A 25,846-nucleotide genomic window follows, 5' to 3' on the forward strand; every position below is an offset into this window, starting at 1 on the left:
AAACTATGAGGGGGAATAACGATGAGCATCGTTAATTATGTCACCAACAGCGGTTTCGAATCCGGTCTCACGGGCTGGACCTACTCCGGCGCGACGCTCAACACGACCTACAGCCATACAGGTTCGAATTCCGCCCAAGTTGCCGCCGGAACATCCGGCTCTTATATCTACAAGTTCGTCAGCGTGCCGGACAGCAACAGCTTCGAGTTGATGGTCGCTTTGTCCAAGAACGGTACCGGTCTTGGGCCGTCCGTTATTGTCTGCGTATTCTATTACACGACAGGCTTCGTCTATCAGAACACGGGACTCATAGCTGCGATTCCTTCCCGGCTGCCGGATGGCACGGCGAACAACTGGAAAACGGCTTATTTCAACGTAGAACCTGCTTTCTCGGGCGCAACCATGGCGCAAATCTTCATAATGAACAATTCGCTGGCGAATTCGGTAGACTTGTTCGTCGATGATGTCCAACTGCTTAACGCCGCTTTAGATCTTGGCTAATGATTGGCACCAGCTGGCCGGTAACAGGTCCGTGCACGCGAAAAAGGGAAGCAACAGGCGCGTCCTGTTCTTCCCTTTTCTATTGCCTGATCAGCAAGGCTAGCGGGTTTGGGGTTGCTTTGCCGCTAGGTTGCGATCTTACTGTCAATCGTCAGCATCGGTTCGCCAAGCTGCCCGCGCTCCTGCTCCTCGAGCATACGCTTCGCCACCCGATAACAGTCGTCGACTTGTTTGTTCCCGACGTATTTCATCGCGCTGAAGCTGAGCGCGCCGGCGACCGCCGTGCCGATGACGGGTACGAACTTCGTCGTGCTCTTGGTCACGATGCGGGCGGCGGCTTTCTTCAGCAGCGCGAAGACCAATCTGCGCGTTACCGCATGGCCGATCAGCTGGCTGCCGACCGACGTGATCATGCTGTAAACGACGGCCTTGCGCCGCGTGTCCAGACCATCCAGCTGCTCCTCCGAGAGACCGAACCGTTTATTGATATCCGGAATGAGACGCATCAGCATGCCGACGTCCGCCAGCATGTCCGTGCCCGGAATCGGCACCATGGCCGCCGTCCCCGACAGCATCGCCCTTCTGGTGACCAGCTTTTTGCATGACTTGCGAACCTGCTCCAGCTCTTGCATCGTCCGTGGAAGCATTGCGATTCCCCCTTCGACCTGTCGGCGGATGTCGTTCTCTCGTTCCGAGGCGGCGCGCTTCATGCCTGCTCGAAAGAGATTCCCTATATCCCCGTACGATATTTACGTTCGCTGGAGGAATCTTGTTTCGTCTGATCCTTCCGCTTCTCGTCCTGCTGCCCGATCGTCAGATCCTCCACCGGAATCGGGTCCACCGTCCGTTCGCTCTTGAAGCGGTCGAACAAGCTCTCCTTGTCGGTCGGAATCCCTTCCGGATTGTCGCGTTTCCCCTGCTGGCGAATCGATTTCCCGTTCCGTTCGAACTCGTTCATGCCTATCACCCCGTCAAGTATGTCGTACTCTTATTTACCTGTTCGGGACGAACATCAAACAAACGGGCCTTGATTCGGAAGCGGAGGCCACCGTTTATCATCGTGGCTTCCTTGCGGATTTACGGCATATCTATTGCCATCCATGCGTATTCCTTATCCTTAAATATGCTTCTTCCAGCTATTTTTTCAAAAACGTTTCGATCGCAGGCGCCAGCTCCTCCGGCTCGACAGGCGTCTCGAACCTAGCTGCCGGGCGGCCATCGCGGCCGATAAGAAGCTTCGTGAAATTCCACTTGATGCAGTTGCCGCCGTACAGCTCCGGGTACTTCGTCTGCACGAACGAATCCATCCACCGCCCGTTCTCGGTCGACAGATCGAAGCCTTCGAACGGCAGCTCCCCGGTCAGGTAAGCGAACAACGGATGCGCGCGCGGACCGGTTACTTCCGTCTTCGCCGCAAACGGGAACGTGATCCCGAAGGTGTCCTCGCAATACGCGCGCAGCTCCGCGTCGCTGTCCGGCTCCTTGGCGTTGAATTGGTTGCAAGGGAAGCCGAGCAGTTCAAAACCTTGCTCCCGATAGGTATCGTACAACCTCTGAAGACCTGCGAAATGCTTGGAATAGCCGCAGCGGCTGGCCGTATTGACGATGAGCAGCACCTTGCCGCGATAATCGGACAATGGGATTATGCCGTGATCCGCGCTTTCGACCTCATACGAATAAATGGACATGTACTCTGCCTCCTCGATCGGGTCTTGTATCCGAAATGTGATACTCATCTTAAGCCCGGCAGCCGCGGCGGGTCTAATATCGGTTTCAAATAGACGCTATAGCCTGCGCCAATATTACGGCTGCGGCCGCTTTCCGCGTATGCAAAAAGGCCGCATTTCTTGCCCCGAAGGGGGAATGCGGCCTTGGTCATTGCTATTGGTTACTGTTATTGCTGTTGGCTATTTCAGTTGGTTATTGCTATTACTTATGCAATTGCTATTGTTATTGGTTGGCTATTCGCTATTCGACAATCCCGTAGCCGGCACCTTGCATCCTACTCCAAATTCGCATGCCGAAGCTTCATCGACTCCGCGGTCAAATCAAGCTTCTCCATCAGACGCAGCACGAGCGAGTCGAGGAAAAGCAGCAGCGCCTGCTCGAACAGCGACCCCATCGGCTGGACCGAGATGGATTTCGCCTCGTGGTCGGCCAGCGCCTTCGTCGCTCCGGGAATCCGTACGACGGCATCCGCCAGTTTGCCAATCCGCGATGAAGGCTCGACCGTCACGAGCGCCACCGAAGCTCCTAGCTGCTTCGCCTTCTCTGCCATCGCCGCCAGGCTGCCCGTCTCTCCGGATCCCGAACCGATGACGAGCAGATCGCCGGCGCCCAGAGCGGGCGTTACTGCCTCGCCTACCACATACGCGGGCAGACCTAGATGCATCAGCCGCATGGCGAACGCGCGGGTCATGAAGCCGGAGCGCCCCGCGCCCGCCGTATAGATTCTCCGCGCGCCGAGCAGCAGTTCCATGAATGCTTCGGCCTGCTCCTCCGAAATACCGTTCAAGGCCGCAGTCAGCTCCTCCAGCAGCATCGTCGTATACGTCGGAATCGTCCCCATGGCCGGTTACCCTTGCGCGATCAGCTCGCGAATGCCGGACGCCGCCGCACGGCGGTCTTCCTGGCCGGTAATGCCGCCGCCTACGATGATGAGATCAGGCTTTGCGTCGATTACCTGCTGCAGCGTATTCAGCTTGATGCCGCCCGCGATCGCGACCTTCGCATGTTTGACGACGCGCTTGATCGTCTGCAGATCGGCGAACGAGTTTTGGCCGACAGCCTGCAGATCGTAGCCCGTATGTACGCAGATATAGTCCACGCCGAGCGCATCGATTTCCTTGGCCCGCGTCTCGATGTCCTGGACGTTGATCATGTCGACCATGATCTGACGGTTCGTTTTGCGGGCTTCGCTTACGGCCCCCGCGATCGTGCGGTCATTGGAAGCGCCCAGCACCGTAATGATGTCCGCGCCGGCCTCGGCCGCTTTCATCACTTCATAGTCGCCCGCATCCATGATTTTAAGATCGGCCAGCACCGTCAAAGACGGAAAAGCCTCCTTGATCTCCTTTACGGCGCGCAGTCCTTCGTTAATGACGACCGGCGTTCCGATTTCCACGATATCGATAAACGACTCGACTTCCTTCACCAGCGCCTTCGCGCCCGGAATGTCCACCAAGTCCAAAGCCAATTGAAGTTTCATTATTTTATCCGCTCCTTCTCCATGTTTGCATGCATTTCCGGTTCGGTGCTAGTATAGCCCCATGCCTGCAAGAAGGGTAGTACGCACTTTTTTCTTATCTAGTGCTTAAAAGTATACCGTGAACTATAATGAGGGTCGGAGGAGGTTGCGATCATGGGACATCTGGATGAAAAATCGTTCAACTGCGAGAAGGAACTGACGCTGTCCGTCATCGGCGGCAAATGGAAAATGCTGATTCTCTGGCATCTCGGCAAAGAAGGCACCAAGCGTTTCGGCGAGCTGAAGACGCTGATCCCGGACATTACGCAGCGCATGCTCGTCAGCCAGCTGCGCGAGCTGGAGGACGACCTCATCGTGCACCGGAACGTCTATCCCGTCGTGCCGCCTAAAGTCGAATACTCGTTGACCGAGCTTGGGACGAGCCTTATGCCGATTCTCGAGGCGATGTACAGCTGGGGCAAAACCTATATGGAAACGGTCGTCAAAGATAAAGTGGAGATCAAGGGTGACTTTACGCTGTAGAACGGCTGCATACGCAAATACGGAAAATACGCAAAACAAGTCGGCCCGGCAGTCAATGACTGCCGGGCCTTCTTATCGAGGAAAGATATCTACCCCGTTACTGCTTCACCAGCTGCCACTGCTGATTATTCCCGCCATGATCCGTATACTGAATGATCGCGGCCCCGTCCGCGGTCGATTCCGAGCTTACGTCCATTAGCTTATTGCTGTTCTTGTTGAAGAGCTTCACGTACCCGCCGCCGGCATCGGTTATTTTCCACTGCTGATTCGCGCCGCCATTGTCCGAATACTGGATGATCTGCATCCCGTCGTTCTGCGAGGCATTATTGACGTCCGCGAGCTGCCCGCTGCCGCGGTTCTTCAGCTTGTAATAGCCGCTCCCCGCATCGACGAACTGCCATTGCTGGCTGTAATTGCTGCCTCCCGTATTCTGTACGAGCGCTGCTCCTAGCGCCGTCGAGCTGCCCGTCACATCGAGAAGCTTGCCGCTGTTGCGGTTGACGATTTTGTAATACGCCGACGTGTCGATCGGCTGCTGCGGCGTATAGTTCGCGCCCGAAATGACGAACGTGGCCGTGGACTGCGCCGGAATCGTACGTTGGAACGTTTTGTTGGTCAGCGTCAGCCCCGAGATCGGCGCCAAATTATCGCTCGTGGACGTGACCGTCTGGTAGCCAGTCACCGACCCCGTGATGGAGGAGAACGCCGACAGATCATAGGTCACCGTATTGGAGCTGCTGGAATCGTTCAACGTGACGATGACGAGGTTCTTGGATACCGTGTCGTACGCGGCGATGGAGTTGCCGTCTCCGATGTCGATGATCTTGTAGCCTGGGCGGATGAACTTGCTCCACTGCGCCAGCGCGTAGTATTTCTTATTGGTCACCGCCGTGAAATTCGAGCTCGGATCGTTCAGGTCGTTCACGTCCATCAGTCCCCAGCCGCCGCCGTCGACCGCCTGCCAGTAGACCCAGCCCGTATTCTTCATGTAGCGCAGGTCGTACACGATGGAGCGTGCCATCTCCATGCCGGAGGCGTCGCCGTCGCCGTGCTCGGACATCCAGATGTTCTTGCCGGCCGCCGCCGTATTGAAACCGACCCGATCGCTGCCGCCGTACGTATGCACGTTGTACTGCCAGATCGCGTTCTTGGTCGTCGCGGAGAAGCTGTTGATCGTGTCGCGCCCGTCATCGATACTCGTCTCGTCCGAAGCGCTTACCTTGGTCGGCGAGCCTTGCGTCGTGAGCAGATTCGCGACTTTCTGGATGATGATCTCCTGCTTGTTCCGGTCAAAATGCGCCCCCTCCTGCCGGTTGCCGTACGTCCACCAGTTCGCGTTCGGCTCGTTCAGCGGCTCCAGCGTCCGGAAGGTCACGCCCCAGTAATCCTTGAAATGCTTGTTCACCGTCACGAGATAGTCCGCGAAGGCATCGTACATATCGTCCCGCAAATTGTTCGCTGCGCCATAATTCCCCGTCACGCTGCCGCTCTGCGTCATCCACCACGGCGGCGAATTCGAGAACGACTCCGCAATGAACTCGCTAGAAGAGATCCGCGACTTCGCCGCCTGCAGGAACCAGCGCTGGTTGGCGTCCGCCGTCCAATCGTAGGTGCCCTGCGTCGGCTGAAAACCGGGCACGCGCGCCCGCAGCTCCATGTTATTGGGATACGCGGGATTCTCGCCGCCCCCGATGTTGTACCGCACGATGTTCATGTTCAGCCCGCTGCTGGCGAACAGCTTATCCGCGTAGCTGTTGCGAACCGCATCCGGCGCGCCGCCGATCCGATTGGCGAACCAGGCGAGCGACGTCCCCCAGCCTTCGAAGGTTTGGAATTGCGTGCCGGGGTTCACCACCGCCGTGTAGTTGCTTGCGTGCGCGGACGGCGCGAACAGCGAATTGCCTCCGACGAAGGCGATTAGCGCAGCCGTGACCGCTGTTTTCTTTCCGATTCTTAACCGCATGAATTCACCGTTCCTCTCTTAGCTTAAATACGTTGCCAATACTATGCGGCACCCCTCCTATCCGGATAAAAAATGCAGACGGATTTTGTTTCATTCGACGCCAACCGGCGCAACGTTAGGAACGGCGCGGCTTTCGCTCCCTATGGGCGCCCCAATTCGGAGTGAAACCCATTACATAAATCCGCAGGAGCCTCCCCCTCGCGCGGCCCGCTTCCTCCGCTCCGTGATACCAATAAATGCAAGCGTTTCCCGATTCATTCATGCAAACTTAAAAAAAGCCCCCGCGGGCGGAGACCATGCACAATCAAGCAGCAGTCGACAATCCCCGCCGTAGGCCAACCGGGGACGGCAATTTCGACTCTACTACCTCTTCCAAAAACTGCTCTACCGCACAATTTCGAGCTAACCCAAACTCTTCCACCACCAAAAGCTGCTCTACTGCACAATTTCGAGCTAACTCCGGCTCTCCCGACTCCAAAAGCTGCTCTACTGCACAATTTCGAGCTAACTCCGGCTCTTCTACCTCCAAAAGCTGCTCTACCGCACAATTTCGAGCTAACTCCGGCTCTTCTACCTCCAAAAGCTGCTCTACCGCACAATTGCAGGCTAACTTCCCCTCTACTACTTCCAAAAGCTGCTCTCCTGCACAATTTCGAGCTAACTCCGGCTCTCCCGACTCCAAAAGCTGCTCTACTGCACAATTTCTAGCTAACTTCACCTCTCTTACCTCCAAAAGCTGCTCTACTGCACAATTTCGAGCTAACCCAAACTCTTCCACCACCAAAAGCTGCTCTACTGCACAATTGCGGGCTAACTCCGGCTCTTCCACCTTCAAAAGCTGCACCATTGCACAATTTCGGGCTAACTCCGGCTCTACTACTTCCAAAAGCTGCTCTACTGCACAATTTCAAGCTAACTCCGGCTCTCCCGACTCCAAAAGCTGCTCTACCGCACAATTTCGGGCTAACTTCCCCTCATCTCTTCTACGACAAAAAAAGAACGAAGCAGCCTTACCTGCTCCGTTCTTCCGCTTCCCAGCCAGCCAGAATTGCCAGCTCGCGCGAGCCAGCGCCATCATCCAGCGGCGCAACTCGCATCCATTGTTCGCTTCTCGGCGCACCTCGCATCCATGTCGTTCTCGGCGCGTTCAGCTTCCCGCCGCGGCACCCTGCGGCGCCTGCGCATCCAGCGACGCGCCGGCCGGCGCTTCCGCCGCCTCGCCGCTCAAGCTCACCGTACGCTTCTCCGCATTCGAGCGGATGACGGCATCCAACACCTCTTGATTGCGGTAGCCGTCCATGAAATCCGGCAGCCCATCGGTCGCGGCGCCGTCCAGCATGGCCAGGAAATCCCCGTATTGCGTCACCTTGCAGCGTGCCGGGACGTCGAGAACCGTCCGCGCGAGCTGTCCCGGCGCCTCCTCGCGGATCCAGATCAGCTGGTCGGGGTTCAGCGTCGAGGCGTGAAGCGTTCCCGCGTCGCCGTAGACCGACACCTCGTGCTGGTTGCCGGAACCGATCGCGTTGCGCGAGGAGTGGAAGATACCGACCTCCCCGCCCGCCATACGCGCTTGGAAGCTGACGAAGTCGTCGACTTCGATCTTCACCATCCCGCCGGTCGCCGGATCCGGACGCTCGGGAATGAGCGTCTGCAGCTGCGCCGAGAGCTCGGCGAATTCCCCGAACAGAAACCGGGCCAAGTCGATCATATGCGATCCCAGGTCGCCGAGCGTACCGGTCCCGGTGATGTCCTTGTTGAACCGCCAAATATACGGCGTTCCCCGGGACGCGGATCCCCAGTCCTGCAAATATTGGACCGAGAAGCTCCGCACGGCGCCCAGCTTCCCTTCCCGCAGCAGCTCCCGCGCGTAGCGGAACGCCGGCGTATACCGGTAGCTGAAGCCGATCATGCCCGCAACCGGCTGCTGCTCATACAACGCGAGCAGAGGCGGGGCTTCTTCGAAGACGCGGGTAAACGGCTTCTCGCCGAGGAACGGCTTGCCGGCCTCCAGGCATGCCCGCATAATATCCGCGTGGACATGGTTCGGCGTCACGGATAAAATCGCGTCGACGTCCGGATCGGCGATCAACCGCGCAAAGTCCGCATACCGCCGTTCCGCCGGAATGCCGAGCTGATCGCCGACGGCCGACAGTGCCGATTCGTTCACGTCGCTCACCGCCACCACGTCGAATCGCCCTTCGGCGGCAATCCACCGAATATGCGACTGCACCATGCCGCCGAGCCCGATCAAGCCAATACGAAATTTGTTCATTGTTGTCCCTCTCCCTTCGTGACCTGCCTGCCGGCTGCCAGCTTCTCCAGCGGCTGCGCGTTGCCCCGGTACGGACGTTCCCGCTTCACGGGACGCGCCCAGTTCGCCGCATTGACGATGACGCGCTGAATGTCCTTGTGCCAATACGTCGGATACGTCTCGTGCCCCGGGCGGAAATAAAAGACTTTGCCGCCGCCCCTCGCATACGCGCAGCCGCTGCGGAACACCTCCCCGCCCTCGAACCAGCTGGCGAACACCAGCTCATCCGGCGCCGGGATATCGAAATGCTCGCCGTACATTTCCTCGCGCTCCAGCTCGATGAATTCCCCAATGCCCGCCGCAATCGGATGCGCGGGCGCGACCACCCACAGACGCTCCTTCTCGTCCGCCTCGCGCCACTTCAAGGCGCAGCTCGTGCCCATGAGCGCTTGGAAAATTTTCGAATAATGCCCCGAGTGAAGCACGATGAGACCCATGCCGTCCAAGACGCGCCGCTGTACCTTCGCCACGATATCGTCCCTTACTTCGCCGTGCGCCAAGTGTCCCCACCAGATCAGCACATCCGTCGTATCCAGCACCTCGTCCGTCAGTCCGTGCTCCGGCTCATCCAGCGTCGCCGTCCCGGCAAGCATGCCCGCTTCGGTCAGGAAGCCAGCGATCGCGGCATGAATCCCGTCCGGGTAAATTTCGCTTACTTTCGGATTCTGCTTCTCATGGCGGTTCTCGTTCCAAACGGTCACCCGCAAGGCCGGGGCCGTAACTCCGCTTGCCTCATTCGCGCTTGCCGCAGCTCCCGGTGTCTCGCTCGTCGCTGTCTTATTCATAATCTTCGTCCTCCCCGTCTCCCGATGATGCTAGTCGGAACTGCCCGTCACGCGCATGCCCATGCCGCATCGTCCCATAAATCTGCCCCGCAGAAAGTCTGCGGGGCAGCAGGCATGCCTATTTCAATTCTTGGTAACGCGCGAAGGCGTCGTTGTAGATTTTGACCAGCTTCTCGAGGCCCATTTCGTTCAGCTTCTTGACGTAGCCGTCCCACTCTTCGGCGATGCCGCCTTTGGTGATCCACTTGGCGCGGGTGCTCGCGATGTAGCTGTCGATATCCGTCGTAAGCGTCGGTAGGTCCGCGTATTCCTCGGAGGTGTACATGACGTCCGGGAACGGCTCCGTCACGAATTCCTTGCCCAGGTTGTCGAGCTGCAGCTTCAGGCCGTCGCCGCTGGTCGGATCAAGCTTGATGTTCTTCTCGAACTCGGGGCTCGCGTATTTCGGTCCGAAGTCGCGCAGCGAACCGTCCCAGTACCAAGCGTCCGCGCTCGTGCCGTCCGGTGGATCCATCAGCGTATACGTGCCGTCGCTTTCTTTCTTGATCGTCGTGCCGATCGCGCCCCAGAAGTTCTGGATGCTCGCTTCGCCCGTATAGAACTGGTCCGCCCAGCGGGCAGTCACGTCCGGATATTTGTTCGTCGTCGTGATCAGCACTTCGTTGCGGCGGTAGCTCATGCCGTTCGGTTCGCCGAGCTGGTACTTCTTGCCGTCCGGGCCGGCGATCGGCGCGATGGCCTCGTACTCCTTGCTCCATGGACCGAACACGGCGTCCGGCGTCCATTGGTACGTGAAGCCGATCAGCGACGCATCCGGATTTTGGCGTTTCGCCGTCAGCATCGTGTTGTCCTGCGTGAACGTTTCTTTGTCGATCAAGCCTTCGGCATACAGCTTATGCGCCCATTCCATGCCGGCCTTGTACGCTTCGGACGTCGGGAAGTACTCGGTCTTGCCGTCCTTGACGACCATATGGTTCGCGCGGAGATCCGTGATGCCGAACGGCGCGAGGAAGTTCATGTCCAGATCGCCCGAATCGCTGTACGGAATTTCGTCCGCTTTGCCGTTGCCGTTCGGATCCTGCTCCTTGAACGCTTTCAGCACGGTGTACAGCTCGTCGATCGTCGTCGGCTCCTTCAGTCCCAGCTTATCCAGCCACTGCTTGTTGATGACCGGCTGCACGGAAGATACCGGACGGGACGGCAGACGCGCGGGCATCGAGTAAATCTTGCCATCCGGGAACGTGCTCAGCTTCTTCAGCTCCGGCGACTCCGCCATGGCGGCCTTCAGGTTCGGCATGTCTTTCTCGATGTACTCGTCCAGCGGACGGAAGATGCCCAGGTTGTTGACGATATCGGCATTCGTGAACGCGATGTCGCCGATAATGACGTCCGGCAGCTTGCCGCTCGCCAGCATGACGGATTTCTGATCGCCCCAATCATTGGACGAGACGACCTGCCAGTTGATCTTGACGTTCGTCTGTTTCTCGAGCTCCTGCAGCCAGGCATTCTTCGTGAACGTATCGCCCATGCTTCCCCACCGGATCGTCAGCACGTTCAGGGTGATCGGCTGATCGACGATCGGAAGTCCTTCTTGGTGGAAATTGCTGTCCTCCGTCTTGCTGCCGCCGTTCGCCGAGCCTGTATTGCCGCCTGCATTGCCGTTATCGCTGTTGTTGCCGCAGCCTGCCAATACGGTCGTGCCGAGCACGGACACCAAGGCCAGGCTGGACAGCATGCGGAATGTGCCGCGCTTCGATGCGTTTGCCATTTCTTTGAATCCCCCTATGAATGAATTGGTTAGATTGCGTTCCCTTGCCTTCATTCCTTGACCATCGCGCAGGACCTTATTCCTTCACCGCGCCGATCATCACCCCCTTGTTAAAATACTTCTGCACGAACGGGTAGAAGCAGATGATCGGCAGCGTGGAGACGATGATCACGGAGTAGCGAAGCAAATTGGCCAGCCGCAGCGCGATCTGCGCTGCTTCCCCGGTACCCAGGGCGTTCTGCATTTGGTTCGTGATCAGAATATCCCGGAGGATGAGCTGCAGCGGGAACAGGTTCTTATCCTGCAAGTAGATCAGCGCGTTGAAATACGCATTCCACTGGCCCACCGCGAACCACAGCGCCAGCACGGAGATGACCGCCTTGGACAGCGGCAGGACGACCTGCACGTAGAAACGCAGATTGCCGCAGCCGTCGATTTGCGCCGCTTCCCACAACTCGGCCGGGATGCTCGTACGGAAGAACGTGCGGGCTACGATAATGTCGAACACCGCGACCGAGAACGGCAGCACCATGACGAGAAAGGTATCGTACAGATGAAAATCGCGAATGGTCAGAAACGTCGGAATCAGTCCGCCGTTAAAAAACATCGTGAAGATGAAGAATAGGGAAAGCGCCTTGCGGCCGACCAGATCCCGCCGCGACAGCGCGTACCCGGCCGAGATGTTGACGGCCAGTCCGATCGCGGTACCGACCACCGTGTACAGGATCGTATTGCGATAGCCGACCCATATATTGCTGTGCTTCAGCAATTCCTTGTACCCGTCGAGCGTGAAGCCGCTCGGAAGCAGCCACACCTTGCCGTTCCCGACCGCGGACGGATCGCTGAAGGACGCGATGACGATAAAATAAAGCGGGTATACCACAATCAATAGCACGAAGGCGGCCCAAATGTACAGCAGCGTCTCCAGCGCCTTGTCGCTTGAAACCGGTTTTCCGGACTGCCGCACGGTTATTTTCGTTGATGCGTCCATCTCGTTCGTGCCCCCCTCCCGTTTACCAGAGACTGTGCTCGGAATATTTTCTGGATACCCAGTTGACCAGCAGCAGCAGCGCGAAATTAATGACCGTGTTGAACAGATTGATCGCCGCCGAGAAGCTGTACTGCGAGCTGATGAGGCCGATCTTGTACACGTACGTCGAGATGACCTCGCTGCCGGAGATGTTCAGGTTGTTTTGCATGAGATACACTTTCTCGAAACCGACGCCGAGCAGCCCGCCGACCCGCAGGATGAGCAGCGTAATCGCCGTCGGAATCAGCATCGGAATGTCAATGTAACGGACCTTATGCCAGCGCCCCGCCCCGTCTACCGTCGCCGCCTCGTACAAGCTCGGATCGACCGAGGACAGCGCCGCGATGTAGATGATGCTGTCCCAGCCCATGTGCTGCCAGACGTCCGACCAGACGTAGACGCTGCTGAACAGCCCCGCGGAGCCCATCAGATTAGGCGCCTCGGCGCCGAACAAGCGGTAAATGCTGCCGATCAGCCCGTTGCCGGGCGAGAGCAGCATCATCATCAAGCCGACGACCACCACCGTGGAGATGAAATGCGGCATGTACGTCACCGTCTGGAAGACCCGTTTGAACTTGCCTGCCCGCAGCTGGTTCACCAGGAGCGCGAACAAGATCGGAATCGGAAACGTCGCGAAGCTGTACAGACTAATGATGAGCGTGTTCTTGATCGTGACGGAGAATTGGTAGGAGTGAAAATATTTCTCGAAATACTTGAAGCCCGCCCACGGACTGCCCATGATACCCGCTACGGGATTGAAATCCTTGAACGCGATGATGACGCCGTACATCGGCTTATACGTGAAGCACAGCAGCAGCACGACGGCCGGCAGCAGCAGGACGTATAACCCCCAGTTCCGGCTGATCCGCGCGTATGTCCGCTGCAGATTTCCGCTTGGTTGCGTGTTGATCAATGCGTGAAGCCCCCTTTTGCGCTATGAACGAGCATGCCGCTTCGTTCCGATGTCCTCAGTATACGCGGGGCATCCTGTTACCCGCTGGACCTCATTCGGACGCAAAACGGACTTTTCCGCGGACGGCGAGGCAGCATCCGGACCTCCGCGGACGAATACGCGGGCGTTCGCATTCGAATCCAGACTTTTTGCCTGCACATTCCGGACATTCGGCATTTGGCGGCGGTTTCCGGCTTGTATTTTAGGCCATCGGCATTATAATAGTCAGACGAAGCTAGTGGAATTCGGCGGCTCCAGGCCGGCTGAGAGGGGAAGCTCGGGGGCATTATGGCACGACAAACGGAGGACAAGCTGCAACCGATCCAGCATTATGTCAGAATCATCCTGATTATCTCGTTCTCCGCGCTGATCTTGGATTTCATCCTCAGCTTCGCGTCGATTACGATCGTCAAGCAGCAATCGGCCCGGGATTTGCGGGATACGGCGTATCTCTACATCAACCGGATCAACAGCGACTTCTCGTACATCAACCACTTCATGGGCTGGACGCTGGCCAACGACGAGAACGTCACGATCATGAATGCGCATACGCCAGACGAGGCGGAATTTCTGAAAGCGAACCGGACGCTGTACCGGCGGTTCGTCGAGCTGCAGAAAGGCCACGGCGAACAGTACAACTTCTTCCTCTACTTCGATAAGAAGAATTACTTGCAGAACATCGCCCCCATGGGCATGACGTATATGGAATACCAAGCGCTGCAGGAGCAGGTCGGCCTCTACATCAAGGACAAAGTGTATTACGAGAAGCTCTACTCCTGGTGGTCGACCGTCCAGCTGGCGGGCAAATCCTACATCATGAACATCGTGCCTTACCATGACAGCTATCTGATCTGCCTGATCTCGGCGGACGATCTGATCCGGCCGCTGCGCCAGACCAATCTGGGCGAGAAGGGGTACGCCTCCCTCACGAGCGAGGACGGCGAGCGCATCACCAATCCGATCTCGAACAAAGGCAAGCTGCTGGATCTTCGACCGAAGCATCCGCTGCTGCCGAATCTGCTCCAAGCCAAGACGACGGTAACGGGCGACTTCACGAACGCGTCCTTCAACGTGCAGCTCGTCATCCAATTCGGCGCCTTCGAGAAAATCATGATCGCCCAGCTGCTTATCGTGCTCTTGGCCGTCATCATCGCCTCCAGCCTGTGCTTCCTGCTGCTCTACTTCAAGAACAACGTGCTGCAGCCGATCAAGAGCTTCTCCTACAACTTGAACCTGTGGACCGCGGAAGGCGAACCGATCGACATCCAGAGCAGCAAGATCGTCGAGCTGGAGAAGGCGAACAAGCAATTCCGCACGCTCGTGAAGCAGATCAAGGCTTACAAGATCGACATCTACGAACGGGAGATCGAGAAGCAGCGGATTCAGCTGGATTATATGAAGCTGCAGATCAAACCGCATTTCTTCCTGAACTGCCTGACGACCATTCACAGCATGGCGCAAATGGGCATGGACGAGGAGATCCAGCAGATGGCGTTGTCCACGTCGGCTTATTTCCGGTATATTTTTCAGCATGGCCAGAACTTCGTACGCCTCGAGGACGAGCTCGAGCATGTGCGGATCTATCTCGAGATTCAGAAGAACCGTTACCGCAACTCCTTCGTTTATCGCATCTCGCAGGACGAGCGGACGCTTGGCGCGCCGATACCGCCGCTCGTGCTGCAGACGTTCGTCGAGAACGCCATCAAGTACGCGGTGTCGCGCGAGAACGAGGCGCTGATCGCGATCGACGTGACTCGCGAGATGCGAGGGGATGCGGAAGTGACCGCGATCCGCATCGCCGACACCGGCCCCGGCTTCGCGACGGACATTCTGGCGAAGCTGCAGCAGCGGGAACCGCTCGATCAGGCGGGCGGGACGCAGATCGGCATCATGAACACCGTGCAGCGGTTGGATTATTTATACGACGAACAAGCCGCCGTTCGCTTCGCCAACGGGGAGAACGGCGGCGCCTGCATTATCCTGTATTTGCCGGAGCCCCCGGCGGACCAGACCGGGAAAGGAGTGTAGCGACCGATGAACGTACTGCTCGTGGATGACGATTACTTCGTCGTGACCGCATTGGAGAAGAAGATCGACTGGGCCTCCCTGGACATCGAGAACGTGCATACCGCCAACAATGTCGCTCAGGCGCGCGAGATTCTGAAGCACCATGATATTCAGATTCTCGTCTCCGATATCGAAATGCCGCAGGGCAGCGGCCTCGAGCTGCTGGCTTGGATTCGCGAGGAGCAATACAACGTGCAGGCCATCTTCCTGACGAACTACGCCGATTTCAATTATGCGCAGAAGGCGATCGAACTCAGGAGCTTCGAGTATTTCCTCAAGCCGATCCAGTTCGATAAGCTGATGCTTATTATTCGCAAAGCCGTCGAACGCGCGAAGGAGCAGCAGCAGAACGACCGGGCGATCCAGGAGGGTCGTTATTGGCAGCGGAATCAAGCGAAGATTCTGGAGCATTTCTGGCGGAAGCTGATCAGCGGCAGCGCCTCCTCTCCCATCAAGCCTGCCGAGATCGCCGGCGCCGTCGACGAGCAGCATCTCGGCTATGCCATGGACGACACCGTGCAGCCCGTGCTGTTCAGCCTCTTCCCCCATGACGGCAGTATGGGGAGGGACGAGAAGAATCTGTTCGATTTCGCGCTGCTGAACGTCCTGTACGAGCTGTTCGGCGACGAGGCGTTTACCGTGGAGACGGTTTTGGAATATCGGACGCATCAGTGGATCGCCGTGCTGCGATGGAACCGGACTCCCGATGACGGAACGCTGGCTGATCTGTGCGCATCGTTCATCGATGAAGCATGCCGCTCGCTGAAGAGCGATGCCTGCTGCATCGTCGCCCTCTCCGGCACGCTCGAGGACGTAAGCGCGATTCTCCGACAGCTGCTTCAGCTGAACGAGGAGCTGGTCAAGCGCCGCGGAGGCGTGTTCTTCGCGGGGCAGTACCGCCGTCCGGCCGAGGGTCACTACGCCCCGCCGGATCTGGCTCGCCTCGAGGAGCTGCTGGATCAAGGCCGATCGGCCGAGTTTCTGGAGGAGACGACGCGGTATTTGGACGAACGCTCGCGGCGGCCCGAATTCACCACCTCCGTGCTCAGCCTGTTCCGGCTCGACATGATGCAGCTCGTCTATGCCTTCCTCAAGTCGAAGGGCATCCAGGCGCATCAGCTGTACACCGGCAGGGCGAACGAGCAGCTGCTGGCTCATTCGCTGCATTCCTGCGAAGATATGGAGGCCTACTTGAGAAGCTTGGTGAATACGGCCATGGAGTACCGCAGGTTCGCGGAGCAGCCCAAGTCCGTCGCGGACGAGATCAAACAATACATTCATGCCCACTGCGGCGAAGATCTGACGCGCAACAGCCTCGCCGACGTCGTCTACCTCCATCCGGACTATCTGGCCCGCTTGTTCAAGAAGGAGACCGGCGTCTCGCTAGGCACCTACATCATTCAAGCGCGGATCGCGGCCGCCAAGCAGCAGCTCCGCACGACGGACCTGTCGGTCTTCTCCGTGGCCAAGAAGGTCGGCTATGCCAACTATTCGTATTTCGCCAAGGTGTTCAAACAGGAGACGGGCGTGACGCCGAACGAGTTTAAGCAATCGAAGTAGCGGCCGTGACGCGCCGGCCTTGTCTCGAACCCGCCTGTCGCGCGGCGGCGTTGAATGGACATACTAAAGGCTCCCCTCGGAGCAGCGGTCATCGGAATTCGCCTGACTGCGCCGAGGGGAGCCTATTCGGTTTGGTTTGGGGCTGCGATGGGGCGCGTTCGTTACATGGCATCCCCGCTCGCTATCGGATGGGACTGCTGCTGTGCCTGCTCTTCGCGCCTATTGTTCTTGAATCGTGATCAGGTCGGCGTTCGCGTCCCACGCGACCTGCGCGCCCAGCGATTCGCTGATGAAGCGCAGCGGGGGATACGTCGTGCCGTTCTCGATGAAAGGCGTCTGCTTCAGCGTAATCTTCGCGCCGTTCAGCATCAGCGCGCCGGTTTGAAAGTTCATCGTAATCGTCGTCGCGGCGCTGCCGGCAGGCTGGCCCGCGGGCCGCTTGATCGCCGCGATTTTCAAATTGAAGTCCCAGGTCACCGCCGCGCCGAGCTTCTCGAATACGGAGCGCAGGGGAATAAACGCTTGGTCGCTGCGAATAATAACGCCGTTCATTAACGCGACGCGCTCGCCGTTGACGGTTACGGTCACGGCTTTCTGAACGGGCACCGGGACGTCGTGCGAGAACTCGTAATCCCCATAGCCGAGCTCCGCCTGCTTGTTGATGCCCCAACCCCACAAGGATCCGTCGGCCTTCTGCATGATCAAGTGCCGCATGCCGGGCTCCAAGCGGACCATCCCGGTCGCCATCTTTCGGAAGACCGGATTGGCCGGCATCGTTTCGCGGTCGATCGACGTCCCCGTTACGGTACCGTCCGCGGTCAAGACGATGAGCGAACGCTCGACGATGGCGACGTCCCGTGCATCTTTGACCGTCGTTAGTTCCGTCGGAACCGGGTGCTCGTACGTAACCGTGCCGTCGGTCATGCCCGTCAAGGTTTCTCCCCAGAACCATACATGCCCCAGCTTATCGACCGCAAGATTGGACCTGTCGTTCGTCGCGATCCGGACGATGCCGGCCAGCTCTCGCATCTTGGTGGCGATCAGCCGCGGCGAAGCTCCTGCAGCGGATGCCCCCGCCGATTCGGGCGCCGACATCGCCCATACCGACCCGTCATTCTTCAAGGCGAGATTGCCCGCGATATCGACGACGTGATCCATGCCTGCGACGGACTCTAAGCCTGACAGCATGTTATCCTCCGACGGGGCGCTGCCCCACAAGGTGCCGTCCTTCTTCAGAAATAACAAATAACGCTTGTACTCCGGACGCTCGTAGTAACCGCTGACTTTCTCCACGTTATCGATTCCGTCCACTGCTATCGTCGCATCCGGAACCACGAAGCCCGTATCCCGGGGGATAACCGCCACGTCGCCGCTCTCTTCCACGGCAATGATGTAATTCCATTCATCCTGAACCGAGGACAGCCGCTCGACCCCCTTCACGGGATCTACGCGAAACCCGGTGGAAATCGGGAGCCAGTTCCATACGCTTCCGTCCTTTTTCATGACTAAATTCCCTGGAAAGGCAGCCTCTACATCGGATAAGGCCTGAATTTGCGTCGGTACCGGGCGGTTGTTTCCCCACACCCAATACGTGCCGTCCGCGCGAATGAGCGAGGCGGAATCGAAGTCCGCGATCTTGGAGGCGGTCGCTGCCTCCGCGGCAGACGGGCCGGCGACGAAGACCGAAGATGCGATCGTACAGATCGCCATTAGCAATAAATAGTAACGTTTTCTCATCATAGGGTCGCTCCTTTATTCCTTTACGGAATGAGATGACGGTGCTTGTCAGCCACTGTTATAACGCGCCGAATTTGGGAATAGTTGCAAGCTGTCGTCAGGCCTCCCGTTCATTGTGCTTGGCAAGGCGAGAGAAGGCTGATTATATCGGTGCACATGTTCATTCATGGCTCGCAAATCGATCACTACGAAAATAAGCATCGATAAGCACTTAGGACCTGAGAATTCGCTCTCCACGAAAAATAAGTGCAATTATGCACTTAATAATTAAAAATTGGTCCTCCGCAAAAAAATAAGTGCAGTTAAGCATCTATTCCGCACGCTTACCCTCCAATATCGCTTTTGCAGGCTAAATAAGTGCTTGTTTGCACTTATTTAATGATTGGAAGCTTAAATGGTATAAATTAGTTGCATAATTGCACTTATCTTATCTACAAGTGTTTTTGCGAGACGGGATATCCCTCTTCGAACACTACCCGCGAAGTGCAGCTGCGGCAATGCCGAGTTTGCCGAACCGCGCATGTGCTACCGCCGTTCCCCGCATCAAATAGTTAGCTCGAACGCCAAGGGATGGCATTTCAAAAATAAGTGAGGCCGTACACGCAGCTGCCGCTATCCTCCGCGCCGGATAGTCTGGTACATACGCCGAGGAGAGACCCTCGCTCATGCGGATGCGTCCCGCTGTGTCCGTCTTTTTTCACCAGACTTTCACAGCTGCTCGTCCGGTCCGCGGCCATTGCGAGACCTTCGCCCATGCCGATGCGTCCGGCTGTGTCCGCCTGTGTTCGCCTGTGTTCGCCAGACTATCACAGCTGCTAGTGCGGTCCGCGGCGGTTGCGAGACGCTTGCCGATGCCGAGGCAATCGGCCGCGTTCGCAAGTCCGCCTGCCCTCAAGGATGCCCGCGGCCGTCGCACCTTGCTCCGCAATAAAAAGAGGCCGCCGGTTTTTCGGCGACCTACACATTCCAATCCCTGCGGCGATGCGCGCCGCTAGAACCGATCCTCCCTCATACCGTTTCGCCCCGTCTGCGGAGCACGGCGTACAGCATGATGCAGCAGACCGAGCAAAGGAGGGCCATGCCGGCAATGAAGACATACCCCGCCTGCAGGCCGATGAGCTGACCGGGAGCCGAACCCCCTTCGCTATCGTCGAACATGCCGCGGACGAACTCGATGATATACCCGATGAAGAGATTGCCCAGCACGCTGGCGATGCCCATCAACGTTACGGTGAACGTGATCGCCGTATCCGTCCCGCGCGGATATCGCTTCGCGACCATCGCCATGACGGTCGGATAGATCGGCGCGATGCCGGCGCCGGCGATCGCGAACAGAATCGCGCCCGACTCCCCGATCAGCACCGCAGCCAGGCTGCAAAGCCCGGAGAAAGCGGAGAAGATCATCACCGACAGCGTATAGCCGATCCGGTCCGTTACGGGGCCGAGGAACAGCCGCGCCAGCGTGAAGAAGAGGAAGAAGACGGACAGCATGCCGGACGCATCGCCCATGCTCCAGCCGTACGCTTTTTCCAGAAAATTAACCAGCCAGCTGCCTACCGCAAGCTCCGAGATGACGCCGAACGAGAGGATCGCGACGATCAGCCAGGCGATTGGATCGCGCAGCAGCGCATGGTACGATGCCTGAGCCTCCGACGTCTGCAGCTCCTCCTCCGGAAACTTGCCCCACAGCGAGGGGAGAATCGGCAGCACGGCAAGCGACAGCATGATCAGATACATGCCGCGCCAGCCCAATTCGCCGCCGCCCGGCGCATGCCAGCCCATCATGGACGCGGCGATGAGCGGCGCGACGATGGAACTGAGCCCGTAGAAGAAATGCGCCACGTTCATCATCGTCCCCGTGTTGCGGGTGAAGATCCGCGCGGCCATGATGGCAAGCCCGATCTCCAGCATGCCGTTCCCGATGTACATGAGGAAATAAGAGGCCGACAGCGCGCCGTACCCGGAAGCGACGTGCATCAGAACACCGGAGATCGCCATCGATCCGAATGCCGCGACTCCCGTCCATTTGATGCCGATCCGTCTGGACAAAGCAGACGTGAACGAGCAGGCAACGAGATAGCCGAGCGAATTAAGTGCCAGCAGCAGGCCGAGCTGTCCCTCGTCCAGATGAAAATCCGCCTGCATGCGGGGAATGGCCGGCCCCTTGATATTCTCGGAGAAGCCGAAGACGAGGAAGCCGCCGAAGACGACGAGCAGCAAGAGCATGTCGTTGAGCGAAAGTTTGATTTTGCGCATCGTTAGTTTAGCCTCGTTAAATTGAATTTGGGCCCCCGGACCGTTCCGGGAGCCCTCTTCATATTCCATTCATTGGTCGGTTTTGTCAATGCAGGCAGCTATTCGAACGTGATTCGCCTGGCGAGCTCGACGACCATTCGCGCCTCGTTCGCGCTGTGAAGCCGCTGCCCGAAGGCGGTCAGGTTCGAGAAGGAAACATCCTCGATGAGATGCGCCTCGTCGAAGCCGCGGATGATGGAGACCGGGAATGGTCCGTCCACGATATGAATGCTGTTGAAGCGGATATCGCGGACGTATCCACGCTCGGCGTCCTTCGAATATTTGGAATGCAGCACTTTGATATCGACCAGCTTTTCCTGCGAGTCTTCGATACGAATATTGTCGTACCGTACGTTCCGGACGACGGCCCGGTCTCCGTTATGAATCGTGAACGTGCCGCCGGACTGCCAGCCTTCGAATTCGCTGCGGATGATGTCGCAGTCCTCGAAGACGATATGCTCGATCGTCTCGCACCGGGTTTCGTAGCCGATCTCGATGGCGTTGCCCCATGCGGCGTTCCACAGGACGCAGCCCGAGACATGTACGTTCCGGACGTCCTTGCAGCCCGCCGGGTGTTGATAATCGACGGCTTTGACCGCAATGCAGTCGTCGTTGGCCCGGATGAAGCAGCCGCTCACCGTCACGTCCTCGCTGCCGACGATGTCGATGCCGTCGCCCGTGCCTTCGAACGTGATGATGTTAAGGCCGTTAATCTTGACGTCGCGGCAGGCGATCGGAATCACATGCCAGCTGTCGCCATCCAGTACCGTAATGCCCTCCAGCGTAACGCGCTCGCAGGCAACGAACTTCATCATGTTGCGCCGTGCATCCTCCGAAATTCTTGTGCCTCTCCATCCGGAGCCGTCAAGAACGCCCCTGCCCCGAACCGTAATGCCGGATGCGCCTTCCGCCGTGATCGTCCCGCGGACGACCGCGCCTTCCTCGATGTATACCGTTTCGTTCGGGCGCAGCGCGATTTCCCCGGCATCATGGACCCTCCCGCCGCCAAAATACCGAACGAGCGGGTCGTTCGCGTCCGGCTTGTCCGAGTCCTCTACCTGCACGAAGAGCAGCAGCGGGCGGTTCGTATTGCCGTCCAGCTCCACGCTCAGCCTGTGGCCGGCCCTGACGCCGAACCGGAGCCTGCCGCCGGCTGCGGCAGGCGTGATGCCCGCGCTCAGCGGACGAACGACAGCGCTATCGAACGAGGCGGCCGCTTCCACCTCGATGCTAAGCTCCGGACGGTCTGCCGGGCAGACGATAATCGCGAAGCTCGTTCCTTCGCCGTAATGAACGAGCGTTTCGCTGCCATCCGCATAGACGCGGTAGTCGGCCGAACGCTTCCAATCCTTCGTATGCATCGCATTCGGAAGCAACGCGTTCGAATGGTTCGTGTTTGATTGCGTCATGTTCGATTGCACCGTGTTCGATTGCTCCATGTTCGATTGCGTTGTATCAGATTGCGTCGTGTTCGTACGGTCATTCAGGCTGCTCATTAGGCTCACTTCCTTCTTAGTCGATCTGTTCCGCTTCAGAGAGGCAGCGCCTCATCGTACCGAATCGGCAGGATGCCGAGCCTCTCGCAGCAGGCGAGCACGTCCGCATGCGTAAAGAGCAGGCGCTCGGCGATCCGGTCCGCCACGACCCGTACGGACGGATAGTCCGGCGAGCCCAGCAGGCGCATCTCCGCGTCGTCGCCGCCGGGATGGCCGACGATCAGATACTGGCCGGGCGTGGCATTCTCCAGCCGCGCGACGAGCGCGGCGACAGGGTCGCGCCGCTGCAGCTCCTCGCTGTCCGCGCTTGCCGCTTGGGGCAGCTGCCGGCTGTACCGTTTGTAGCTGCGGATGCCTTCGCGCTCGCACCACCGGTCGAACGGCTCCTCGATCTGCGGCATCGCCCATTCGAACACCATATGCGTATCCGCGTAGCCGATCTCGAATCCGAGGCCTCTGACCCGGTCAAGCTGCGCTTGCAGCTCGGTCAGCACTTCCTCTATAGCCGGGGGATGCTGGAGGAATGCCTGCGGCGAAGGCTTGAAGAAGCCGCTGTCCGGTTCCGCCAGCGATGGAACATTGCGAGCCGGCGAGACGGGGCCCCAGCGGACGCCGCTCCATTCCGCGTTCAAGGTGGCATGGATGCCGAAGCAGACGTCTTTCCTGCCAGCCAGTAATTCCGCCGCGTGCGCGATGCTCGGCCCGACGGCCATGAGCGAGACGTTGCGGACGATGCCATGCTCGACCGTCTCCAGAATGGCGCGGTCCGCGGTCCGGGCGCTGCCGGCATCATCGGCTCTCGTAATGAGCCGTATCCTATCGTGCGTCGGATTCATTTTCGGATCCTCCCTATACATACATGGATGGGTTGATATGAGAATGAGACTGCGAGTGCCTTGTCATCGCCACGGCTGCCTATTATGGGAATCTATTGCGGCTAGGCTGTCGCGGCAGCTTGGGTCTGTCCAAGGTAGGTCCCTCCCAATTATACGGCGGTCATTCCGCCGAAAGGGAGAGAAAGCTGTCCGATGCGGGGGGATTCCCGTCCGCAGCTTTGGGGCGCCAACGCTATTGCCGAACGCGCTCTTCGCCAATCCGAAACCTCCCGCAACAAACCGCCGAGTTAGCTGCGCCCAAAACAACCCTTGACGCCGCAATCGGCGAGCGATATGCTCAAATCGATTTTTACGATTACCGGTTATGCATTCGAGAGGAGCTGCAAGCATGCCCCATTATTCATGCCGTAAAATAAACGCCGATCTGCAAATCGACGGAGATCTCGACAAAGCCGAGTGGCAGCTGGCCGAGCGGGTACAGCTGACGGACGCGGCGACGGGAGCGTCCCCGATTCAACGTACCGAAGCGAAGCTGCTTTGGAACGACCGCTACCTCTACGTCGCCTTCGAATGCCAGGACGACTACGTGCGCGCGACGATGCAGGGATTCAACGACAAGCTGTACGAGGAAGAAGTCGTCGAGATCTTCATCGACGATGACGGCGACCCCCGCACGTATATCGAGATCGAGCTGAATCCGCTGAACGCCTGTCTTCACTATTCCGTTCACAACCCGCTGCGCGGCCGAATCCTGACGTATGCCAGAACGGAAATGAACCTCGTCACGGCCGTGCGTCACGACACGGAACGTTCGGCGTGGACGGCGGAGTTGGCCATCCCGTTAACGGAATTCGTCACCGCGCAGCACTGCCCGCCCCTCCCCGGGGACGAATGGCGGTTCAACCTGTACCGGATCGACCGGCCGCGCGACGGCTCGATCGAGTTCTCCGCCTGGTCGCCGCCCGGCGAGCCTCAATTCCACAAACCGCTGTCGTTCGGCGGGCTGCGGTTTACGGAGGAATAGGAATTGCTCGGAAACGAAGCTGCAATATAGGGGCGACTAACGCCTTGTATGAGAAGAGGACCGAAGCGAGGACTGTCTCGTCTGCGGTCCTCTTCATCTTGCGGTAGCTTGAAACGCTATAGAATAGCGTCCGGCAGCGGCAACCGCACATTTCAATCGGCCTTTATGCATGGCTAACACTCGCCAGTTCATCTCACACCAACCATGGTCACCTTGCTCATCTTTGTTGGATTACCTTGAGTCATTGAAGAAACTTGCACAATCTGCAAACAAATCATCCCATAATTTGCTATAAAATCGGGATTTATGCATGAAATGCAACAATCCGATCAAATACGGGCAAGAAAGCCCACTTTTCGCAAAAATTTATGTATTTCGTACAACAAAACCCCTTCAACGTCGCAATCCATACTGGAATTGTTGTAGAACGTACATAAAACTCACATAGCGAGCCCCTCGCAGCCCTCCGCAGTAAGCAGTAGTAGTCCGCAGCAATCCTCGCAGTCCTCTTCAGTCCTCTTCAGTCCTCATAAATCCTTGGTTGTCCTCAGCATCCCGGGCCACAATTTTACATTCCGCAAATGCACCTGCCGATGGCAGCATTGCGTGTTGATCAACTAATTCGCACGCATAAAAAAAGCCTCCGAGCATGTTTGCTCGGAAGCTGTTTGCTCGGATGCTTTTTTGCTCGGAAGCTGTTTGCTCGGAAGCCTTGATCCAAGTTTAAAACCTTAAGCCTTAGCCAAATACGCAGCAACCTCGGCCAACCGCGAAGCATAGCCCCATTCGTTGTCGTACCAGGCCGCGATGGACAGAAGCCCGCCCTGCACTTGGGTAAGCGGCAGGTCGATGATCGAGGAATGCGAATCGCCGACGATCCGCGAAGAAGCCCATTCGCCTTCGAGAACATCCAACACGCCCTTCAGTTCGCCTTCTTTGGCGGCTGCCCGGAACATGTCATTGATCTCCTGCACGGAAGTCGGCTTCTCCGTGATCAGGTTCAGCTCGGCGATACTGCCGGTGCGTGTCGGAATGCGGTATGCTCTGCCCGTAATCTGCAGGTCGTTCCAGATAAACTTCAGCGCCTTGGCCGCGCCCGACGAGGAAGGAATAATATTCTCGGCGGCTGCCCATGAATCCCGGCGGTCCCTCATCGGCTGATCCGTCAGCGACTGGGTATTGGTATAGGAATGGATCGTGGAGAAGAGGCCGTACTGGATGCCGAAATTCTCCCTCACCAGTTTGACGACCGGCGCCAATGCATTGGTGGTGCAGCTTGCCATGCTGATAATCCGGTGCTTCTCGGGGTCGAAGCTGTCCAGGTTAATTCCTTTCAGCAGGACCGCATCGCAGTCGTCCAGCGACTTGCTCGGTCCGCTGACCAGCACGCGCTTCGCGCCGCGGTCGAGATGAACCTGCGCGACTCCGCGGGTGACGGCTCTGCCCGTGCAATCGATGACGAGCTCTACGCCGAGCGCGCCCCAGTCCGGTACTTCGCTCGACGAGTTGATGTAGCGAATCTCGCGTCCGCCGATGACCATCGCGCCCTCCCGGGAAGCAACGTCCTCATGCCAACGCTTATAGTTGGTATCCACCTCGAACAATGCGGCCAACGTGGCCTCGTCCTTGATATCCGAAATGGAATAAGGCACGAAAAGCTCCTCTTGCAACGCGACGCGCAGCAGCTGCCTGCCGATGCGTCCAAATCCGAAAATCGCGATGTTTCCCATACTTTCAGCCTCCTAAGCAAATGAAGTGACGACGGGGATAGTGTACGCCACTTTTGGAGGC

At 58.1% G+C, this 25,846-nt stretch carries 22 protein-coding genes; 5 read left to right on the forward strand and 17 right to left on the reverse strand.

The genetic code is table 11. The annotated features are described in order from the left end of the window. Positions 1-21: 21 nt before the first annotated feature. Entirely contained in the window at positions 22-501 is a 480-nt protein-coding gene (locus GT003_RS26545) for an NTTRR-F1 domain (protein ID WP_161703702.1), read from the forward strand. A gap of 125 nt (positions 502-626) precedes the next feature. Here the strand turns inward: GT003_RS26545 and GT003_RS26550 are convergent, their stop codons facing one another. From GT003_RS26550 to hxlA, 5 genes are all read right to left on the reverse strand, one after another. Then, positions 627-1,148, reverse strand: coding sequence for a hypothetical protein (locus GT003_RS26550; protein WP_161703703.1), 522 nt, complete (start codon positions 1,146-1,148; stop codon positions 627-629). Positions 1,149-1,231: 83 nt separating this feature from the next. Then, positions 1,232-1,459, reverse strand: coding sequence for a hypothetical protein (locus GT003_RS26555; protein ID WP_161703705.1), 228 nt, complete (start codon positions 1,457-1,459; stop codon positions 1,232-1,234). A gap of 178 nt (positions 1,460-1,637) precedes the next feature. Further along, positions 1,638-2,189: a glutathione peroxidase gene (locus GT003_RS26560; RefSeq protein WP_161703707.1), complete on the reverse strand. Its 552-nt coding sequence runs from the start codon at positions 2,187-2,189 to the stop codon at positions 1,638-1,640. Between the two features lie 314 nt (positions 2,190-2,503). Then, positions 2,504-3,070, reverse strand: a complete 567-nt coding sequence (gene hxlB / locus GT003_RS26565) for a 6-phospho-3-hexuloisomerase (protein WP_161703709.1) — start codon at positions 3,068-3,070, stop codon at positions 2,504-2,506. Positions 3,071-3,076: 6 nt separating this feature from the next. After that, the gene (gene hxlA / locus GT003_RS26570) at positions 3,077-3,709 is read right to left on the reverse strand and encodes a 3-hexulose-6-phosphate synthase (RefSeq protein ID WP_161703711.1); all 633 of its coding nucleotides are present in this window, start codon (positions 3,707-3,709) and stop codon (positions 3,077-3,079) included. 153 nt (positions 3,710-3,862) lie between these two features. Between hxlA and hxlR the strand changes: the two genes are divergently transcribed. Then, positions 3,863-4,231, forward strand: coding sequence for a transcriptional activator HxlR (gene hxlR, locus GT003_RS26575; protein WP_161703713.1), 369 nt, complete (start codon positions 3,863-3,865; stop codon positions 4,229-4,231). Positions 4,232-4,328: 97 nt separating this feature from the next. Here hxlR and GT003_RS26580 read toward each other — a convergent pair whose 3' ends face one another. From GT003_RS26580 to GT003_RS26610, 7 genes are all read right to left on the reverse strand, one after another. Next, positions 4,329-6,194 carry an RICIN domain-containing protein gene (locus GT003_RS26580; protein WP_161703715.1) on the reverse strand — a complete coding sequence of 622 codons (1,866 nt, stop codon included), beginning with the start codon at positions 6,192-6,194 and terminating at the stop codon, positions 4,329-4,331. Between the two features lie 304 nt (positions 6,195-6,498). Continuing rightward, a complete protein-coding gene (locus GT003_RS26585) occupies positions 6,499-7,080 on the reverse strand; it encodes a hypothetical protein (RefSeq protein WP_161703717.1) in 582 nt (193 codons plus the stop codon). Between the two features lie 261 nt (positions 7,081-7,341). Continuing rightward, complete coding sequence (locus GT003_RS26590; RefSeq protein ID WP_161703719.1) at positions 7,342-8,466, reverse strand: Gfo/Idh/MocA family protein; 1,125 nt, start codon at positions 8,464-8,466, stop codon at positions 7,342-7,344. Then, a complete protein-coding gene (locus tag GT003_RS26595; protein ID WP_161703721.1) occupies positions 8,463-9,290 on the reverse strand; it encodes a ThuA domain-containing protein in 828 nt (275 codons plus the stop codon). The genes GT003_RS26590 and GT003_RS26595 overlap by 4 nt, the downstream gene beginning before the upstream one ends. A gap of 118 nt (positions 9,291-9,408) precedes the next feature. Continuing rightward, positions 9,409-11,058: an extracellular solute-binding protein gene (locus tag GT003_RS26600; protein ID WP_204798986.1), complete on the reverse strand. Its 1,650-nt coding sequence runs from the start codon at positions 11,056-11,058 to the stop codon at positions 9,409-9,411. Between the two features lie 76 nt (positions 11,059-11,134). Next, positions 11,135-12,049, reverse strand: coding sequence for a carbohydrate ABC transporter permease (locus GT003_RS26605; protein ID WP_161703723.1), 915 nt, complete (start codon positions 12,047-12,049; stop codon positions 11,135-11,137). 22 nt (positions 12,050-12,071) lie between these two features. Beyond that, a complete protein-coding gene (locus GT003_RS26610) occupies positions 12,072-13,001 on the reverse strand; it encodes an ABC transporter permease (RefSeq protein ID WP_161703725.1) in 930 nt (309 codons plus the stop codon). Between the two features lie 327 nt (positions 13,002-13,328). Between GT003_RS26610 and GT003_RS26615 the strand changes: the two genes are divergently transcribed. Both GT003_RS26615 and GT003_RS26620 read left to right on the forward strand, forming a co-directional pair. After that, on the forward strand, positions 13,329-15,068 hold the full coding sequence (locus GT003_RS26615) for a sensor histidine kinase (protein ID WP_161703727.1): 1,740 nt from the start codon (positions 13,329-13,331) through the stop codon (positions 15,066-15,068). Positions 15,069-15,074: 6 nt separating this feature from the next. Continuing rightward, entirely contained in the window at positions 15,075-16,667 is a 1,593-nt protein-coding gene (locus tag GT003_RS26620; RefSeq protein ID WP_161703729.1) for a response regulator, read from the forward strand. Positions 16,668-16,886: 219 nt separating this feature from the next. On the opposite strand, the gene GT003_RS26625 is transcribed toward GT003_RS26620, so the two are convergent. The 4 genes from GT003_RS26625 to GT003_RS26640 form a co-directional block, all read right to left on the reverse strand. Further along, positions 16,887-18,407, reverse strand: coding sequence for a stalk domain-containing protein (locus GT003_RS26625; RefSeq protein ID WP_161703731.1), 1,521 nt, complete (start codon positions 18,405-18,407; stop codon positions 16,887-16,889). 1,005 nt (positions 18,408-19,412) lie between these two features. Next, positions 19,413-20,660 (reverse strand): MFS transporter, encoded by a 1,248-nt coding sequence (locus GT003_RS26630; protein ID WP_161703733.1) that lies wholly within the window; start codon positions 20,658-20,660, stop codon positions 19,413-19,415. 98 nt (positions 20,661-20,758) lie between these two features. Continuing rightward, complete coding sequence (locus GT003_RS26635) at positions 20,759-22,195, reverse strand: glycosyl hydrolase family 28 protein (protein WP_161703735.1); 1,437 nt, start codon at positions 22,193-22,195, stop codon at positions 20,759-20,761. Positions 22,196-22,230: 35 nt separating this feature from the next. After that, positions 22,231-23,031, reverse strand: coding sequence for a ChbG/HpnK family deacetylase (locus GT003_RS26640; protein WP_161703737.1), 801 nt, complete (start codon positions 23,029-23,031; stop codon positions 22,231-22,233). Positions 23,032-23,419: 388 nt separating this feature from the next. Between GT003_RS26640 and GT003_RS26645 the strand changes: the two genes are divergently transcribed. Beyond that, complete coding sequence (locus tag GT003_RS26645; RefSeq protein ID WP_161703739.1) at positions 23,420-24,055, forward strand: carbohydrate-binding family 9-like protein; 636 nt, start codon at positions 23,420-23,422, stop codon at positions 24,053-24,055. Positions 24,056-24,786: 731 nt separating this feature from the next. Here the strand turns inward: GT003_RS26645 and GT003_RS26650 are convergent. After that, positions 24,787-25,785, reverse strand: a complete 999-nt coding sequence (locus GT003_RS26650; protein ID WP_161703741.1) for a type I glyceraldehyde-3-phosphate dehydrogenase — start codon at positions 25,783-25,785, stop codon at positions 24,787-24,789. Between the last annotated feature and the right edge of the window lie 61 nt (positions 25,786-25,846).

This window comes from Paenibacillus sacheonensis (genome assembly GCF_009909195.1).
Lineage (GTDB): Bacteria > Bacillota > Bacilli > Paenibacillales > Paenibacillaceae > Paenibacillus_Z > Paenibacillus_Z sacheonensis.